Origin of the sequence: Nocardia exalbida NBRC 100660, from assembly GCF_000308575.1 — a bacterium.
Taxonomy (GTDB): Bacteria; Actinomycetota; Actinomycetes; order Mycobacteriales; family Mycobacteriaceae; genus Nocardia; species Nocardia exalbida.
The window spans coordinates 85,937-100,262 of sequence record NZ_BAFZ01000007.1 but is presented as its reverse complement, the minus strand read 5'-3'; the positions used below and the strand labels follow the sequence as shown (position 1 = coordinate 100,262).

The window sequence follows — 14,326 nt, the reverse complement described above, 5'->3', positions numbered from 1 at the left end:
GTCGCGCAAACGCGAGCCACAAAGGGGCCGCGAACACCCAGCGCCGCAGGCGCTGGAAAATCAGCGCAGCTCAGGCGATGTTGAACGGCTCGGCCATGCTGCGCACCGAGCCGAGTTGCGCGACAACGCTGTAGGCCCCCGGCGGAACGGGAACCCGTTCGCCCGCGCAGCTGGGCTGGGACGTGGTGCCCGACCAGGTCACCGTGAATGCCGCCTGCTCACCGCGACCCATCGTGCGAACGTCGGGCTGGCCGTCCGGATAGCAGTCGGTGCTCGACCACAGGCGCCGCTGACCGTCGAGCGTGTGCACGGAGACTTGTTGCAGACCGGAGCCCATGTCGCGGGTGCACGGCACCGCCGAGATGTTGGTGATGACGATCCCGAACACCGGCTGCTCACCGGTCTTGTACGTGGGCTGCTCTACGGTGACCTTGATGGCCAGCGATTGGTCCGGGCACGGGCCCGCCGCGACACTGGTGGCCGCCGCCGAGGTTTTCGGCGCGCCGGACTCACCCGACGGCTTGGCCGCCGCGTCGACGGGCTTGGCCGCGACCGAGCTGGACTCGGCGGCCCGGGTGTCACCGGGCGAGTCGCCCCCGCGCGCGACCGCGAGCACGACCCAGATCACCAGCGCCAGGGCGACCACCAGGATTCCGATGGCGAACACGCGTCGACGCCAGTAGATCTCCGGTGGCAGCGGTCCATTCGGTTCCAGCACGTCTCAACGGTAAGGGCACCATCGGGCGCACCGTCTCAGGGGCACGGCGTGTCGGCCGTCCGCCCCTGTCGGCGGCGAGTAGATTCCGCCGCCACGCTGGGCCGACGGCGGGCGCGCCGCGGCGTCAGACCACCTCGCCGATATTGCCGACGACCCGGTGCAGCTGCACTTTGCCCTCGGCCAGTTTGTAGGTCACGCAGGCGATGGCGAGCTCACCGGTGGCCACCCGCTGCGAGATGATCATCGACCGCTGCATGAGCAGGCGGCTGGTCTCCACCACGTGCCTGGCCTCCATCTCGTCGACGGTGGACAGGCCTTCGCGCCGCCCGATCAGAATGGAGGGCGTTACCCGCTCGACCACGCTGCGAATGAACCCGCCGGGGACCTCGCCGCCGTCCAGCGCGTCGATGGTGGCCTTCACGGCGCCGCAGCTGTCGTGCCCGAGCACTACGATGAGCGGCACGTTGAGCACCTGCACCCCGTACTCGATCGAGCCGAGCACCGAGCTGTCGACCACATGGCCCGCGGTGCGTACCACGAACATGTCGCCGAGGCCCTGGTCGAAGATGAGTTCGGCGGCGACCCTGGAGTCGCCGCAACCGAACAGGATCGCGTGCGGGTGCTGGCCGCTGACGAGCTTGGCCCGGTCCGCTGCGCCCTGGCTAGGATGCAGCAGTTCACCACTGACGAAGCGCTCGTTGCCTTCGCGCAAGGACTTCCAGGCACTGATCGGGTTGGAATCCGGCATACCGACCATTGTGCAGGACGGTTCGGGTTACCAGCGAGTTCGGCCGGTTACAGGTGGGCAAATACCGCCTGGCAGCAGTAGGACGGGGATAGTGAGGGCAGTGCGGAACGGCGCACCGAAGGGCATCGACGCGGACACGTTGCTGGACTGGTACGGGGAGACCGCGCGGGATCTGCCGTGGCGCAGGCCTGGCGTTACCGCGTGGCAGATTCTGATGAGCGAGATCATGCTCCAGCAAACCCCGGTCGTGCGGGTCGAGCCGATCTGGCGGGAGTGGGTGGCGCGCTGGCCGGTCCCTTCGGCGATGGCCGCCTCCTCGCCTGCCGAGGTGCTGCGGGCCTGGGGAAAACTCGGCTATCCGCGCCGCGCGCTGCGGTTGCACGAGTGCGCCAGGGTGCTGGCGGCCGAGCACGGTGACGAGGTGCCCACCGACGTGGAGGTGCTGCTCGGGTTGCCGGGCATCGGGGCCTACACCGCGCGCGCCGTCGCCTGTTTCGCCTATGGCCAACGAGTTCCGGTGGTGGACACCAATGTCCGGCGGGTGGTTGCCAGGGCGGTGCACGGGCGTGCGGAAGCGGGCAACCCCTCGTCGCGGGACCTCCCCGACACCGAGGCGCTGCTCCCGCTTCAGGTCGACCGCGCCGCGGTGTTCTCCGCCGCCCTGATGGAACTCGGCGCGACCGTGTGCACCGCCCGCACCCCCGATTGCACGCGCTGTCCACTGCCGAGTTGCGCGTGGGTCGACGCGGGCCGGCCGGTGAGCGAGGTGGTCCGCCGCACCCAGAAGTACGAGGGCACCGACCGCCAAGCGCGCGGTCGCCTGCTGGAGGTTCTGCGGCATGCCAGCGGGCCGGTGGAACGAACGCGCCTGGATATCGCCTGGACCCGCGATCCGGGCCAGCGCGACCGAGCCCTGGACTCGCTGCTACTGGACGGCCTGATCGAACAGACACCCGATGGCTTGTTCGCCTTGGCGGGCGAAGGCGGGCACCCGGGCGCGACCGGCTGACCCCGGAACCGCCCGCTGCGGCTCAGGTCCTCAGCACCCGCCGCAGGAAGCGCTCGACCTCCGCTCGGTAGCGCTCCGGTTGGTCGTCGTGCACGAGATGGCCGGCACCGGCGATCAGGGCGTAATCGGCGCCCGGATGGGCGGCGGCCATCCGCCGCATCTGCCCCGGCGGAGTGATGCTGTGCTCGCCCTCCAGCAGCAGGGCGGGCACCCGCACCGCGTGCCACTGCCGCCAGAAGTCGCGCGTTCCCCACTCCTCGGAGATATCGCGGAAGGTGGTGACCGAGCCGTGTAGCCGGTATCCCTCCGGCCCGCGCTCGAAGGAGTTCAGGAAGTACCGTCCGGCGACCGGCCCGAAATAGGACAGCACGGCCTCGTCGTCGGGGAACGGCTGCGGCCACGCCTCGATCATCGCCGCCCAGTGCGCGGCGGTGCGGCCGGTGAAGTCCGGCGCGATGTCCTCGATCACCAGCGCCCGGACCCGATCGGGGTGGGTCGCGGCGAATACCCAGCCGTGCAGCGCGCCCATCGAATGGCCGATCACCACCATCGGCTCGCCGATCGCGGCGGTGCCCGCGGCGAGGTCCGCGACGAAGGCCTCGGTGGTCAGTTCCCCGGGCGCGGGCCTGCCGTGGCCCGCGGCGTCGAAGCTGTAGACATGGCCGTATCCGCGCAGCCAGGCCAGCTGATCGCGCCAAGTGCGCGCGCTGCCCATCAGTCCGTGCAGCAGCAGGATCGGCGCGCCCGCTCCGCCTTCGTCGTGCAACATCGACTCGACAATACGAGGTACCGAGCGTCTGCTCGGCCGCAGCCGCTAGCTTGGACGCATGGCTGTTGTGAAGATCAACGCGATCGAGGTTCCCGAGGGCGCGGGCCCCGAATTGGAGAAGCGGTTCGCCCACCGTGCGCACGCGGTCGAGGGCTCCCCCGGCTTCCTCGGCTTCCAGCTGCTCCGCCCGGTCGCCGGTGAGAAGCGGTATTTCGTTGTCACCCAGTGGGATTCGGAAGAGTCCTTCGCGGCCTGGCGGGACGGGCCCGCACGCGAGGCGCACGCGGGCGAGCGGCAGAAGCCGGTCTCGACGGGTGCGTCCCTGCTCGAGTTCGAGGTCGTGCTCGACGTCGAGGCCAAGCCCGCGAACTGAGTCCGGCATCCGACGCCGGGCAGGTCCGCCTGCCCGGCGACTCGCCCGACGCCGTGGTACGCCCGTGCCGGACCTGGTTGACGCGGGGGGTGTGCGGGTGTCACAGTTCGAAGGACAAACGCGAGGGTGACGCGGTAATTCCGGTGAGATTCCGGAGCGGTCGCGCCACTGTGTTCCACGCACCGAGTCCGGTGCCGGAAAGCCAGACACCGGCACCGTCGCGCCACCACCCAACGGGACGCGTATCCCAAGGAGGACTCGAATGGCCATCGCGCATACACCCAGCCGGGCAACCGATTCCCTGGCCGCCGTGCTCGTCACGGTCGGTGTCGTTCTTCTCGCATTGCTCACGCTCTACCTGGTCGGCTTCGACCAGGGTGTCATCTCGCGCAGCGGGATGTATCTGCATGAGCTGATGCACGACGGACGCCACCTGCTGGGGCTCCCGTGCCATTGATCGGTTCGCTCCGAACACTGCTGCTTCGCGGCCTGCTGGCCGGCCTCATCGCCGGTCTGCTGGCCGCGACAGTCGGTTACTTCGTCGGCGAACCGAAGGTGGACGCCGCCATCGCGATCGAGGAAGCGGGGTCCGCCGCCGGGCACACCCATGGCGAGCACGCGGAATCGACAGCCGGGCATTCCCACGGTGACGAGGAAGAACCGCTGGTGAGCCGCGGCGGCCAGAAGTTCGGACAGTTCCTCGCCCTCGGGTTGGCCGGGCTCGCGCTCGGCGCCATCTACGCCTCGGTCGCGCATTTCGCGCGGCGCTACACCGCCCTGTCCGGCCCACGGCTCGCCCTGGCGCTCGGCGTCGCGGGCTGGGCCGCGATCGTCGCGGTGCCGTTCTTCAAATACCCGGCGAATCCACCGGCGGTGGGTGATCCGGACACCATCAACGAGCGGACCCTGCTGTGGCTGGCCGCGGTCGTGCTGGGCCTGGCGGCCGTCGGCGCGGCGGTCGCGGCGTTCACCGCGCTGCGCGCGCAACTTCCCACGTTCCGCCTGATCGGCGGTGTCGCGGCGTTCGTCCTGGTGACGGCGCTCGGTTACGTCCTGCTGCCCGGCGTGAACGAGGTGAGCGCGGACTTCCCGGCCACCCTGCTGTGGCAGTTCCGGGTGGCGTCGCTGGCCGAGACCGCGACCCTGTGGGCCTGTCTCGGCCTCGGCTTCGCGGCGCTCACCGAGTTCGCGACCCGCACCGATACTCCGGTACCGGTGGCCGCCGCTACCGCCGGGTGATTCGCGTCCGGAAGCACTGAGGCAGTGTCGGTCCCATGACCGGCACTGCCTTTTCCGTCTGGCCCGTATCGCCGCGCGCCCATTCCGCTGGACCGCCGCGCGCCGTCCGCGTCGCGTTCGTCGCTCTGGCCGTCGCTGTCCTCGCGGGCGCCGCCGAGGCCATCGCGCGGGCCGCCCGGGCTTTTCCCGAAACCGACACGGCGAGCCTGGCCACCGGGTTGGGGGTGCGCGCGGGGATCTACGTTCTGGTGCTGGTCGTCGCGGTGCGCATGACCTACGGCGACCGCTGGGCCCGCCTGCTGATCACCGTCGGCATCGGCGGGTTCGGCCTGTTGTCACTGATCATCGAGCCGCTCGCCGCGGCCATGTCGGCGAATGAACTGCGCGACCTCGTCCGGGACGCCGGTCCCGCATCCCTGCTACTGGCCGCCCTCCGCACCGTGCACGTCTTCGCCGTGCTGGTCGCCGTCCCCGCGCTCTACAGCCGCTCCGCCCGCCACTACTTCCGCAAGCGTTGACACGCGCGCTTCGCGCCCCGCCTCCGTCGAGGGTGCGGGGCACGAAGCGGTGTCACTAGGCGAGAGCGGCATCCAGGGTGATGTGGTCGACGCCGGCCAGGGCCTTGCTGACGGGGCAGCCGGCCTTGGCGGCCTCGGCGGCGGCCTGGAAGGCGTCGGCGTCGATGCCCGAGACGCGACCGCGGACGGTCAGCGCGATCCCGGTGATCCGGAAGCCGCCCGCCGGGTCGGGGCCGAGGGTCACGTCGGCGGTGACGTCCAGGTTCTCCGGGGTACCGCCCGCGTTGCCGATCTGCGCCGACAGCGCCATCGCGTAGCAGGAGGAGTGCGCGGCCGCGATCAGTTCCTCCGGACTGGTGGTGCCGTCGGCCTCCTCGGCGGAACGCTTGGGGAACGACACGTCGTACTTACCGACCCCTGAACTGGCCAGTTCGACCTGTCCCGAACCCTCCTGAAGGGTGCCGGTCCAAGCGGTACGCGCGGTACGTGTGGGCATCACGGTCCTTTCGCCGATGATCGTTTGACGATTCAGCACGAAACCTACCCCGGCGGGCACGCCCCGGCCCACCGGTTCGCCGATCGCGTTCGCCGCGGCGCACCGCTCGCTCACCGCCGGTAAACCACGGACGCTCAGGCGATTCCGCGCCGTCGACGACGTGTCCTCACTCCGGATTCGTGACTCTGGCCAGCACGATGCCGCCGAGGATCAACGCGAGCGCCAGGAGCCGGCCCGCGCTGAGCGGGTCCTTGTGGACCACGATGCCGAGGGTGATCGCGCCGAGCGCGCCGATGCCGGTGAACACCGCGTAGGCCGTGCCGACCGGCAACGTCTGCATGGCGCGCGACAGCAGGTACACGGCCGTGACGCCGAGAACGACGCAGACCAGCGTCGGAACGAGTCTGGTGAAATTCTCGGTCGGTTTGATGCTCTGCGACCACACGATCTCCACCAGCCCGGCGACGGCGAGAACTATCCAGTTCACCTCAGTACTCCCCGGCCAGAGCGCGGACGGCGGCCGCAGCGCGGGCGTAGGACGTGTCGTGCTCGGCGCGCCTGTGTGCCAAAGCCGGGTCTTGGCGGGAATTGGCTAATTCCGCATGCACGAACACCGTGTCGGACACGCCGAAATGACCCGCGAAGAAGTCGCGCAGGAAGCGCTCCTGATAGTCGTAGGCCGCTTTCGGAGCGCCCGGCGAGTAAGCGCCGCCGCGGGCGCCGGCCACGACGAACCTCCGGTGCCCCAGCGACATTCGCGGAAAGGTCACCTGGTCCAGCCATGCTTTGAGCGAAGCCGGGATCGAGTAGTTGTACATCGGGGTGCCGATCAGGATCACGTCCGCCGCGAGCAATTCCGCCAGCAGCGGCTCGATGATCTTCCACGCGGTGGCCTGCTCCGGGGTCCGCACCAATTCACCGAGCCGTTCCGGCTCCGAGCTCGGCCGGGCCAGCACGGCGTCGCACAGCTCGGTCCACGCCGCCCCGATGAACGGCACCGGCTCGGCCGCGAGGTCGCGGTAGTGGTAGCCGCCCTCCGGATGGCGTGCGCGCCACGCGTCGGCGAATGCCGCGCTCAGCTCCCGGCTGATCGACTGCCGCCGGGCGCTGGCGTCGAGGTGCAACAGCGTGCTCATGATCCGACCTCCGAATAAGTGGACATAATGTCCGATTCCATCGATCTCCACCATACGAGCGATCCGGACAGATTGTCCAGTTGTTGGCGAATCGGCTAGAGTCGCGGCATGGAACCCCGAGCCGACCTGCTCGCCGGTGCCGCGCCGGGCCGGTCGGCGGCGCCGGAACGAGCGGACGCGGCCCGCAACCGGGCCAAAGTGCTCGCCGCCGCCGCGGAATTGTTCGCCACCCGCGACCCCCGCACGGTCACGATGGACGACATCGCGAAGGCCGCCGGTGTCGGGCGAGGCACCCTGTATCGGCGTTATCCGGACACCAACTCGGTCGCGGTGGCCCTGCTGGACGAACACGAGCGGGCACTGCAAGCGAAACTGCTCTCCGGTCCGCCGCCGCTCGGCCCCGGAGCTCCCGCGGCGCAGCGGCTGGCCGCGTTCTACGCCGCGATGGTCGAATTGCTGGACGCGCACGCGCATCTCGTGCTCGGCGCCGAGATCGGCGGAGCTCGCTTCGCCACCGGGGCTTACGGATTCTGGTACGCACACGTACGAGCCCTGTTGTCGGCGGCGGGGATTCGCGAGCCGGACGCGATGGTCGACCCGCTCCTCGCGCCCTTGGCCGCCGAGGTCTACCGGCAGCAGCGCGAGCGCGGCTTGACTTCCGAACAGATCACCGGCGCGCTTCGGGTCATCGCGGAAACCGTTCTGGGGGCCGGGTGAGCATGCCGCGCGCGGAAACCGCCGGTGGACGGCGCCCACCAGCGGTTTCACCCCTCCGGTAACTCACACCAGGTCGCGTTCGCGCATCAGCCAGATCGTGCAGGCCGCGAACAGCACCACGTAGACGACCAGTACGACCACCGAGTCGGTCCGCGAAAGGATCTGCGACACACCGGGCGTGGCGGGCCCGTCCACGGTGCGCATCGCCCCCGCCAGCGATCCCGCGGCGGTGCCGGGCAGATGATCGGTGATCACCTCGATCGGCGCGAAGATCGCGGCGACGCCGCGCAACAGGTTCTCCACCACCAGCACCCAGACCAAGCCGAGCCCCACCGCGAGCGCGGGCCCACGCGCGACCGCCCCGATCAGCGCGCCCGCCAGGGTCCACATACCTAGAATCACGACGCCGGTGAGGATTCCGAGCATCGACCGGCCCAGTCCAGGCAACGCGAGCGACTGCGACTGGAAAGCCGAGATCAGCGCGGCGACGGAGAGGTCGACCACAAATGCCGTGCACACCAACGCCACCACCACGCCGGCGAGGCTCACCACCACGGCGGCGACCGCCTGCACCCGCGAAGGCCCCTGCGTGAATACGGTCTTCCAGGTTCCCCAGCCGTATCCACTGCCGACGGCCAGGGCGCCGAGGATGAGCATCAGCGCGCCGCCGAACATGGCCATCCCTTGGGTGAACACTTCGGGCACCGCGGCCGGCAACATCTGTCGCAGCAACGCCTCGCGGGGCAGTCCGTTGGACATCCGGCTCGATTCCCCCGAGGTGTAGGCCAGATAGTTGAACAGATAGGCGAACGTGAGATTCAGCAGAAGCCATGTGCCGAGAAGGATCCAGAACGCGGGCCACTTCCGCAGTCGCAACGTTTCGGCCTTCGTACTCGCGACAAAATCGCGGATCGCCATGCCGTTCATCGCGCGGCCTCCCATCGCGTCATCTCGAAGAACACTTCCTCCAGGGACTTCTCTTCGACCCGCAGCTCGAGCAGGTCCGCTCCCGACGCCACGACCGCACGCGCCACGGCGGGCGCGGTGACGGTGTCCGATTCCGACTCGATCCGGATACCGCTCGGGGTCAGCAGTGCCGAACGTTCACCCACCAGCCGTCGCACCGCGGGCAGGGCCACCTCCAGCGGGTCGGCCCGCACCACCAGTGCCGAACCTCCGCGCAACTGAGCGACCGTCGCTTCGGTGAGCAGCCTGCCCTGCGAGATCACGCCGACCCGGTCGCACATCGCCTGGACTTCACTGAGCATGTGGCTCGACAGCAGTACCGTGTGCCCCTCGGCGGCCAAAGCGGTGATCAGCTCCCGCATCTCGGCCATCCCGGCGGGGTCGAGGCCATTGGTCGGCTCGTCCAGAACGAGCAGGTCAGGGCTGCCGAGCAAGGCTGCGCCCACACCGAGGCGCTGCTTCATGCCGAGTGAGTAGGTGCGGTACTTGTCCTCGCCGCGGTCCGCCAGCCCGACTCGTTCGAGCGCGCCGTCGACCTCCGGCGTGCCGAGCCCGCGATACTCGGCGAGCACGCGCAGGTTGTCCCGGCCGGAGAGGTAGGGGTAGAAGCCGGGACCTTCGATGAGCACGCCGATCCGGCGGACCACCGCGGGATCGCCGGGACGATGCCCCGCGACGGTGGCCGTGCCCTCGGTGGGACGGATCAGCCCGGCCAGCATGCGCAGGGTGGTGGTCTTGCCCGCGCCGTTCGGGCCGAGGAAGCCGTAGATCTCGCCGGACCCGACGCTCATGCTCACATCGTCGACAGCGGTGTGCTCCCCGTAGCGTTTGGTCAGCCCTCGGGTGACCACGATCGAATCTGTCATGCACCGAGAATCCGCCGCCGCCCCCGGTGCGGACATCCGTCGCCGGGCGACGGTCGGCATACGTACCCAGGACGACGGCCGACCGCTCACGGTTCCGCGCCTCACCGCTCACCCATGGCCCACACCGCACCGCTCCCACTCGATGGCCCACCACGCACGGCTTGCGTTTCCCTGGCCACGTCTCTCTCACTGCCCATCACTCCGAACTCACGACCTCGGGCCACCAGCCACCAGCCACGAGTTCCCTGCCACGATCCACGACCCCCGGGGCCACCAGCCGGAGCCACGAACCACGAGCCAGGAGCCACCAGCCAGGAGCCACCAGCCAGGAGCCACCAGCCAGGAGCCAGGAGCCAGGAGCCAGGAGCCAGGAGCCAGGAGCCAGCGTTTACAGCCGTGTCGGATCACCTGCCAGACCGGCGCGGGCAGCGGGCGCGCCCGGACTTTCGCCGAGGACCGAACCTGCGGCGAAACGCCGAATCGGTGCAATTCTCCCGAAATACGTTGCCAGGCGGACGTCGAATCGTGACCGAGCCGCATAGGCTACGTGGGTGCGGGTGGCAGGGATTACGGATCGAAGCTCGGTCGGCTTGGACTGGGGAGTCGCGCTCGTCGTGGCCGCGGTTCAGGTGGTCGGGGGCACCTTCGCGAACATGCGGCAGACCGGGGTGCACTCGCTCGACGTGCTCGGTTACCTGCTGCTGCTGGCCGGGCCCGCGGCGCTGATCCGGCGCCGGGCGCAGCCGCTGCCCGTGCTGATCGTCGTCCTCGCCGTGTGTCTCGCCTATTTCCTGCGCGGCTACGGGTACGGGCCGATCTTCGTCTCGCTGGTCGTCGCCTTCTTGACCGCCGCGAGCAGCGGATCACGGTGGTGGACTTACCCGCTCGTCCCACTCGGGTATCTGGCGCTGGTCTGGCCGCTGCCCGCGCAGCTTGGTCGCCCCGCCAACCTGTGGCAGGTCTTCGCGCTGATGGCGTGGCTGGCGATACTGCTGCTGGTGGCCGAAGGAATCCGCCAGCGCAAGGCCGTCCTCGTCGCCCGCAGGCAGCGCGCCGAGTCGGCGCGCCGGGACGAGGAAGCGCAGCGCGAGCGGCGCGCCAGCGAGGAGCGCCTCGCCATCGCGCGCGAGTTGCACGATGTACTGGCGCACAGTCTGTCGATGATCAACGTGCAATCCTCGGTGGCGCTGGAATTGCTCGACAAACGTCCGGAGCAGGCGGAAACAGCGCTCACGGCGATCAAGAACGCCAGTCGCGACGCACTCGCCGAGGTGCACGCGCTCCTGCACACGATCCGCTCCGGAACCGCCACCGCCGCGCCCGACGAGCAACCGTCCACGGCCGACGCGGAGGAGACCGGTCGCCGACGGCCTCGCCGCTCCGCCCGCAAGGACCGCATTTCCGCTGCGGCCGAGCAGGATTCGAGTCGCGACGAGGACGTCGAGCAGGCTTCGGCGACAGCGGTCGAGCCGCCTCCCGCACCTCGTGCGCCCGCTCCGAGCATCAGCGACCTGGACGATCTGCTGCTGCGTCCGCGCACCACCGGCCTGACGGTCGGCACCCGAGTGCTCGGCACCCCGCAGCAGCTGCCCAGCGTGATCGACGTGGCGGCGGCGCGGATCGTCCAGGAGTCCCTCACCAACGTGCTCCGGCACGCCCCGGGCGCCGACGCCACGGTGACCGTGCGCTACACCCCGGACTCGGTCGACATCACCGTCGACAACAACCGCCCCACCAGTGCCCCCGCGCGTTCCGGCACCGGCGGCGGCAACGGCATCATCGGCATGCGCGAGCGCACCCACGCACTGGGCGGCGCTCTCACCGCCGGTCCACGCCCCAGCGGGGGTTTCCGGGTCGCGGCCCGGTTACCCACGCGTGCGCCCGAACCCGGTGCGCAGGCCGGCTCGACGGCACCGGCATCCCCGGCCCGTCGCACGACGCCGGCAGCGGCGCCGGAACGGGACCCGGCTACTGGGAGCGCATCGCCCCACTCCACTTCGGCAGCGAGAAAACCGTCGCGGAGCGGCATGGCCTCGGACGCGCCGGAGCAGGGCCCTCGCGCATCGAGCACGTCCACACCCAGCGCGACGGCAGCGAGCAGACCGGCGCGGAGCAGCAGCACGTCGGAACACGACACCGATGCAACCAGCATGTCGACGCATAGCGCCTCGACAAGGAGAACGCCGACACAGGACAGCACGGCATCGGGCGCGCCGGAACAGGACGCCGCGACAGCGAGCAGGCCGACGGGCAGCGCCTCGAGCGGCCGAGGATCGGCGCCGGACACCACGGCAACGGGTACGCCGGAGCAGAGTGCGGCGGGGTCGGGCACGTCGCCGACGAGTACCGGCGCAGTGGAATCAACGGCCACGGGCACCGCGAGTACCGCGCGCTCGAGCGAGACCGAGTCACCCGCGAAGCCCGGCCGCCCCGCCGATGCGGCCGCCCGACCGAGCACCTCGGCCGGTCGCGGGCAGCGCTGACGGGACCACGCGGCCCCACGGCAGAGGAGACGCGATGCACGAGCACCACGATCCAGCCGGCGCGGACGCCCCATCCGGCAGCATCCGAGTGCTGGTGGCCGACGACCAGGCACTGGTGCGCGGGGGTTTCGTCGCGTTGCTGGAGGCCCAGGACGGCATCGAAGTGGTGGGCGAGGCGGACAACGGCGAGCAGGCCGTGCGCATGACCCGCGCCCTGCGCCCCGACGTGGTCCTGATGGACATCCGCATGCCCATTCTGGACGGCTTGGCCGCCACCCGCATGATCGCCGAGGATCCGCGACTGGCCGAAGTGCGCGTCGTCGTGCTGACCACCTTCGAACTCGACGAGTACGTCTTCGAGGCCCTGCGCTCCGGCGCGACCGGCTTCCTGGTCAAGCACACCGAACCGGCCGATCTGGTTCGTGCCGTCCGCGTGGTCGCCGCGGGTGACGCACTGCTGTCCCCCGGCGTCACCCGCACACTGATCGCGGAATTCTCCGTGCGCGCCAAGACGCCGCCACCGGCGACGCTCGCCGAACTCACCGACCGGGAACGCGAAGTGATGACCCTGGTCGCCGAGGGCCTCACCAATGCCGAAATCGGTGAACGCCTCTACATGAGCCCAGCCACCGCCCGCACGCATGTCAGCCGCATCCTCGCCAAACTGCACGCCAGGGACCGCACCCAGCTGGTGGTCATGGCGTATGAATCCGGGCTCGTCCGCCCCGGCTGGCAGTGAGCCGCTCTCGGTCTACAGCACTGACCGCGGTCTCCGGGTTGCTCGCCGTGCCTGGCTATCGCGGGGCATCGCAGCTCCGCATCAGTCCGGCCCCGCATTCTCGTACCGCTGCCGAGTTAAGAGCCGGGCCTTCCGTAGCCATAGCGAATAATTTCTCAATCGTCGCGTCGCGCGGCGACGCCCTGTCAAGACATCACCCCGGCCCGATATCGACCGACGGCTATTTTTCAGCGAACCACATTTCACAGCCTGAATAACAGTCAGCAAATAACTAGTAAATTATTGGGTGGCCATCACCCGCGGCTCCGCGGCTACGTATCCAGGCGTATTTCGAGTGTCGACGCGCGACCGATGCCCCCGCCATACCCTTCGGCGCAGGCTTTCGGCATGAATATTTTCACTCACCCCGAGGCCGTGAGTTTCCTGGCCGACCACTACGACGGCGGATGGCACCCCTGGCCGTTCTTCTGGATCTTCCCGCTGCTGTTCTGGCCGACCGTCGTGGCGGTGCTGGTGTTCGCCCGGCGGCGGTTCATCGGCCGTGCGAGCGGTATCGGCGCGCTGCGCACCGCGTTCGCGCGCGGCGAGATCACCGAGGAGCAGTACCGCAGCAGGCTCGCCGTCCTGAGCGAACCGCGGCGCGCCAAGCGGTAGCGACCAGCCGTCCACCGCGCGAGCGGATACTTCACGATCGGGAGACCCCCACCCATGAGCATGACCTTCGGAATCGTTCTCACCCCGCGTTCGGGAGCCGACTGGGCGCGCGAGGCAGCCGCCGCCGAACGGCAGGGTTACCGGACCCTCCTGCTGCCCGACACCCGGTTCACCCCCTCACCGTTCCCGGCCCTCGCCGCGGCGGCTGCCGTCACCACCACCATTCGGCTGCGCCCGAACGTCCTGGCCGCACCGCTGCGCTCCCCCGCAGCCACCGCGCGGGAGACCGCGGCCCTGCAACTGCTGTCGGACGGACGTTTCGAACTCGGGATCGGCTCGGGACGCCCGGACGCCGCCGCCGAGGCCCAGTGGCTGGGGGCATTCTGGGGCTCGGCCGCGCAACGCCGCGCCCACCTGGTCGCCACCATCGCCGCCGTACGCGCTCAGGTGGCCCCGGCCCCGCCGGTCGTGATCGCCGCCAACGGCCCCCGGATGCTGGCGACCGCGGCGGAATTCGCCGACCGCATTCTGCTCGCCGCGGGGCCCGCCGCCACCGAAGCGGAACTGGCCGAGTTGGTCCGCACCGCGCGGGACGGCGCCGACCGCCCCCTGCGCTTCACTCATCAGCTGGTCGGCATCGGTCATCGGCTGCCGAGCTGGACCTCGAAGAAGCTCGGCCTGACCGCCGACGCGCTCGCGGACGCGGGTGCGGCGGGCGTGATCCCGGCGGACCCGTCGGCCGCCGCCGAGATGCTCGAGCGCCGCAGGGAGAAGTACGGCATCGATGAGCTGATCGTGCCCGGCGAACTCGCCGACGACTTCGCACCCGTCCTCGCCCATTTCGGCGGCCGGCGTTCCTGACCTGGCGCCCCCGCCGGAATACGAAAAGCCCGTG

General features: G+C 70.0%; 18 protein-coding genes. 10 read left to right on the top strand and 8 right to left on the bottom strand.

The genetic code is table 11. The features are described from left to right. Positions 1-70: 70 nt before the first annotated feature. The gene (locus ON29_RS02980) at positions 71-718 is read right to left on the bottom strand and encodes a hypothetical protein (protein WP_040864552.1); all 648 of its coding nucleotides are present in this window, start codon (positions 716-718) and stop codon (positions 71-73) included. 124 nt (positions 719-842) lie between these two features. Beyond that, a complete protein-coding gene (locus ON29_RS02975; protein ID WP_040864678.1) occupies positions 843-1,466 on the bottom strand; it encodes a carbonic anhydrase in 624 nt (207 codons plus the stop codon). Positions 1,467-1,557: 91 nt separating this feature from the next. Between ON29_RS02975 and ON29_RS02970 the strand changes: the two genes are divergently transcribed. Continuing rightward, positions 1,558-2,475 (top strand): HhH-GPD family protein, encoded by a 918-nt coding sequence (locus ON29_RS02970; RefSeq protein ID WP_373283842.1) that lies wholly within the window; start codon positions 1,558-1,560, stop codon positions 2,473-2,475. 22 nt (positions 2,476-2,497) lie between these two features. Here the strand turns inward: ON29_RS02970 and ON29_RS02965 are convergent, their stop codons facing one another. Then, on the bottom strand, positions 2,498-3,244 hold the full coding sequence (locus ON29_RS02965; RefSeq protein WP_040864551.1) for an alpha/beta fold hydrolase: 747 nt from the start codon (positions 3,242-3,244) through the stop codon (positions 2,498-2,500). Between the two features lie 58 nt (positions 3,245-3,302). On the opposite strand from ON29_RS02965, the gene mhuD reads away from it, so the two are divergent. The 4 genes from mhuD to ON29_RS02945 all read left to right on the top strand — a co-directional run bounded on the left by mhuD (position 3,303) and on the right by ON29_RS02945 (position 5,374). After that, positions 3,303-3,617, top strand: coding sequence for a mycobilin-forming heme oxygenase MhuD (gene mhuD / locus ON29_RS02960; RefSeq protein ID WP_040864550.1), 315 nt, complete (start codon positions 3,303-3,305; stop codon positions 3,615-3,617). Positions 3,618-3,879: 262 nt separating this feature from the next. Then, on the top strand, positions 3,880-4,074 hold the full coding sequence (locus ON29_RS02955; protein ID WP_040864549.1) for a CbtB domain-containing protein: 195 nt from the start codon (positions 3,880-3,882) through the stop codon (positions 4,072-4,074). Beyond that, positions 4,065-4,856 (top strand): CbtA family protein, encoded by a 792-nt coding sequence (locus tag ON29_RS02950; RefSeq protein WP_040864548.1) that lies wholly within the window; start codon positions 4,065-4,067, stop codon positions 4,854-4,856. Before ON29_RS02955 ends, ON29_RS02950 begins: the two co-directional genes overlap by 10 nt. Before the next feature lie 35 nt (positions 4,857-4,891). Beyond that, positions 4,892-5,374, top strand: a complete 483-nt coding sequence (locus ON29_RS02945; protein WP_040864547.1) for a hypothetical protein — start codon at positions 4,892-4,894, stop codon at positions 5,372-5,374. 55 nt (positions 5,375-5,429) lie between these two features. Here the strand turns inward: ON29_RS02945 and ON29_RS02940 are convergent, their stop codons facing one another. From ON29_RS02940 to ON29_RS02930, 3 genes are all read right to left on the bottom strand, one after another. After that, positions 5,430-5,870: an OsmC family peroxiredoxin gene (locus ON29_RS02940; RefSeq protein WP_040864676.1), complete on the bottom strand. Its 441-nt coding sequence runs from the start codon at positions 5,868-5,870 to the stop codon at positions 5,430-5,432. 166 nt (positions 5,871-6,036) lie between these two features. Further along, positions 6,037-6,357, bottom strand: a complete 321-nt coding sequence (locus tag ON29_RS02935; protein WP_040864546.1) for a DMT family transporter — start codon at positions 6,355-6,357, stop codon at positions 6,037-6,039. Position 6,358: 1 nt separating this feature from the next. Beyond that, positions 6,359-7,006 (bottom strand): FMN-dependent NADH-azoreductase, encoded by a 648-nt coding sequence (locus ON29_RS02930; protein ID WP_040864675.1) that lies wholly within the window; start codon positions 7,004-7,006, stop codon positions 6,359-6,361. 108 nt (positions 7,007-7,114) lie between these two features. Between ON29_RS02930 and ON29_RS02925 the strand changes: the two genes are divergently transcribed. Further along, positions 7,115-7,723 carry a TetR/AcrR family transcriptional regulator gene (locus ON29_RS02925; protein WP_040864545.1) on the top strand — a complete coding sequence of 203 codons (609 nt, stop codon included), beginning with the start codon at positions 7,115-7,117 and terminating at the stop codon, positions 7,721-7,723. A gap of 63 nt (positions 7,724-7,786) precedes the next feature. Here the strand turns inward: ON29_RS02925 and ON29_RS02920 are convergent, their stop codons facing one another. After that, positions 7,787-8,650 carry an ABC transporter permease subunit gene (locus ON29_RS02920; protein ID WP_306307206.1) on the bottom strand — a complete coding sequence of 288 codons (864 nt, stop codon included), beginning with the start codon at positions 8,648-8,650 and terminating at the stop codon, positions 7,787-7,789. Continuing rightward, positions 8,647-9,555 carry an ABC transporter ATP-binding protein gene (locus ON29_RS02915; RefSeq protein WP_040864544.1) on the bottom strand — a complete coding sequence of 303 codons (909 nt, stop codon included), beginning with the start codon at positions 9,553-9,555 and terminating at the stop codon, positions 8,647-8,649. Before ON29_RS02915 ends, ON29_RS02920 begins: the two co-directional genes overlap by 4 nt. Positions 9,556-10,112: 557 nt before the next feature. On the opposite strand from ON29_RS02915, the gene ON29_RS33570 reads away from it, so the two are divergent. The 4 genes from ON29_RS33570 (at position 10,113) to ON29_RS02890 (ending at position 14,292) form a co-directional block, all read left to right on the top strand. Then, the gene (locus ON29_RS33570) at positions 10,113-12,038 is read left to right on the top strand and encodes a histidine kinase (protein WP_245548806.1); all 1,926 of its coding nucleotides are present in this window, start codon (positions 10,113-10,115) and stop codon (positions 12,036-12,038) included. 34 nt (positions 12,039-12,072) lie between these two features. Beyond that, positions 12,073-12,777 (top strand): response regulator, encoded by a 705-nt coding sequence (locus tag ON29_RS02900; RefSeq protein ID WP_051174830.1) that lies wholly within the window; start codon positions 12,073-12,075, stop codon positions 12,775-12,777. A 387-nt stretch (positions 12,778-13,164) separates the two neighbouring features. After that, positions 13,165-13,431, top strand: a complete 267-nt coding sequence (locus tag ON29_RS02895) for an SHOCT domain-containing protein (RefSeq protein ID WP_040864543.1) — start codon at positions 13,165-13,167, stop codon at positions 13,429-13,431. 54 nt (positions 13,432-13,485) lie between these two features. Next, positions 13,486-14,292, top strand: coding sequence for an LLM class flavin-dependent oxidoreductase (locus tag ON29_RS02890; RefSeq protein ID WP_040864542.1), 807 nt, complete (start codon positions 13,486-13,488; stop codon positions 14,290-14,292). Positions 14,293-14,326: the final 34 nt, after the last annotated feature.

Excerpts from the sequence above, each read along its gene's own strand:
- ON29_RS02975 (WP_040864678.1), bottom strand. The coding sequence starts at position 1,466 with ATGCCGGATTCCAACCCGATCAGTGCCTGGAAGTCCTTGCGCGAAGGC.
- ON29_RS02965 (WP_040864551.1), bottom strand. The coding sequence starts at position 3,244 with ATGTTGCACGACGAAGGCGGAGCGGGCGCGCCGATCCTGCTGCTGCAC.
- mhuD (WP_040864550.1), top strand. The coding sequence starts at position 3,303 with ATGGCTGTTGTGAAGATCAACGCGATCGAGGTTCCCGAGGGCGCGGGC.
- ON29_RS02955 (WP_040864549.1), top strand. The coding sequence starts at position 3,880 with ATGGCCATCGCGCATACACCCAGCCGGGCAACCGATTCCCTGGCCGCC.
- ON29_RS02945 (WP_040864547.1), top strand. The coding sequence starts at position 4,892 with ATGACCGGCACTGCCTTTTCCGTCTGGCCCGTATCGCCGCGCGCCCAT.
- ON29_RS02940 (WP_040864676.1), bottom strand. The coding sequence starts at position 5,870 with ATGCCCACACGTACCGCGCGTACCGCTTGGACCGGCACCCTTCAGGAG.
- ON29_RS02930 (WP_040864675.1), bottom strand. The coding sequence starts at position 7,006 with ATGAGCACGCTGTTGCACCTCGACGCCAGCGCCCGGCGGCAGTCGATC.
- ON29_RS02925 (WP_040864545.1), top strand. The coding sequence starts at position 7,115 with ATGGAACCCCGAGCCGACCTGCTCGCCGGTGCCGCGCCGGGCCGGTCG.
- ON29_RS02920 (WP_306307206.1), bottom strand. The coding sequence starts at position 8,650 with ATGAACGGCATGGCGATCCGCGATTTTGTCGCGAGTACGAAGGCCGAA.
- ON29_RS02915 (WP_040864544.1), bottom strand. The coding sequence starts at position 9,555 with ATGACAGATTCGATCGTGGTCACCCGAGGGCTGACCAAACGCTACGGG.
- ON29_RS02900 (WP_051174830.1), top strand. The coding sequence starts at position 12,073 with ATGCACGAGCACCACGATCCAGCCGGCGCGGACGCCCCATCCGGCAGC.
- ON29_RS02895 (WP_040864543.1), top strand. The coding sequence starts at position 13,165 with ATGAATATTTTCACTCACCCCGAGGCCGTGAGTTTCCTGGCCGACCAC.
- ON29_RS02890 (WP_040864542.1), top strand. The coding sequence starts at position 13,486 with ATGAGCATGACCTTCGGAATCGTTCTCACCCCGCGTTCGGGAGCCGAC.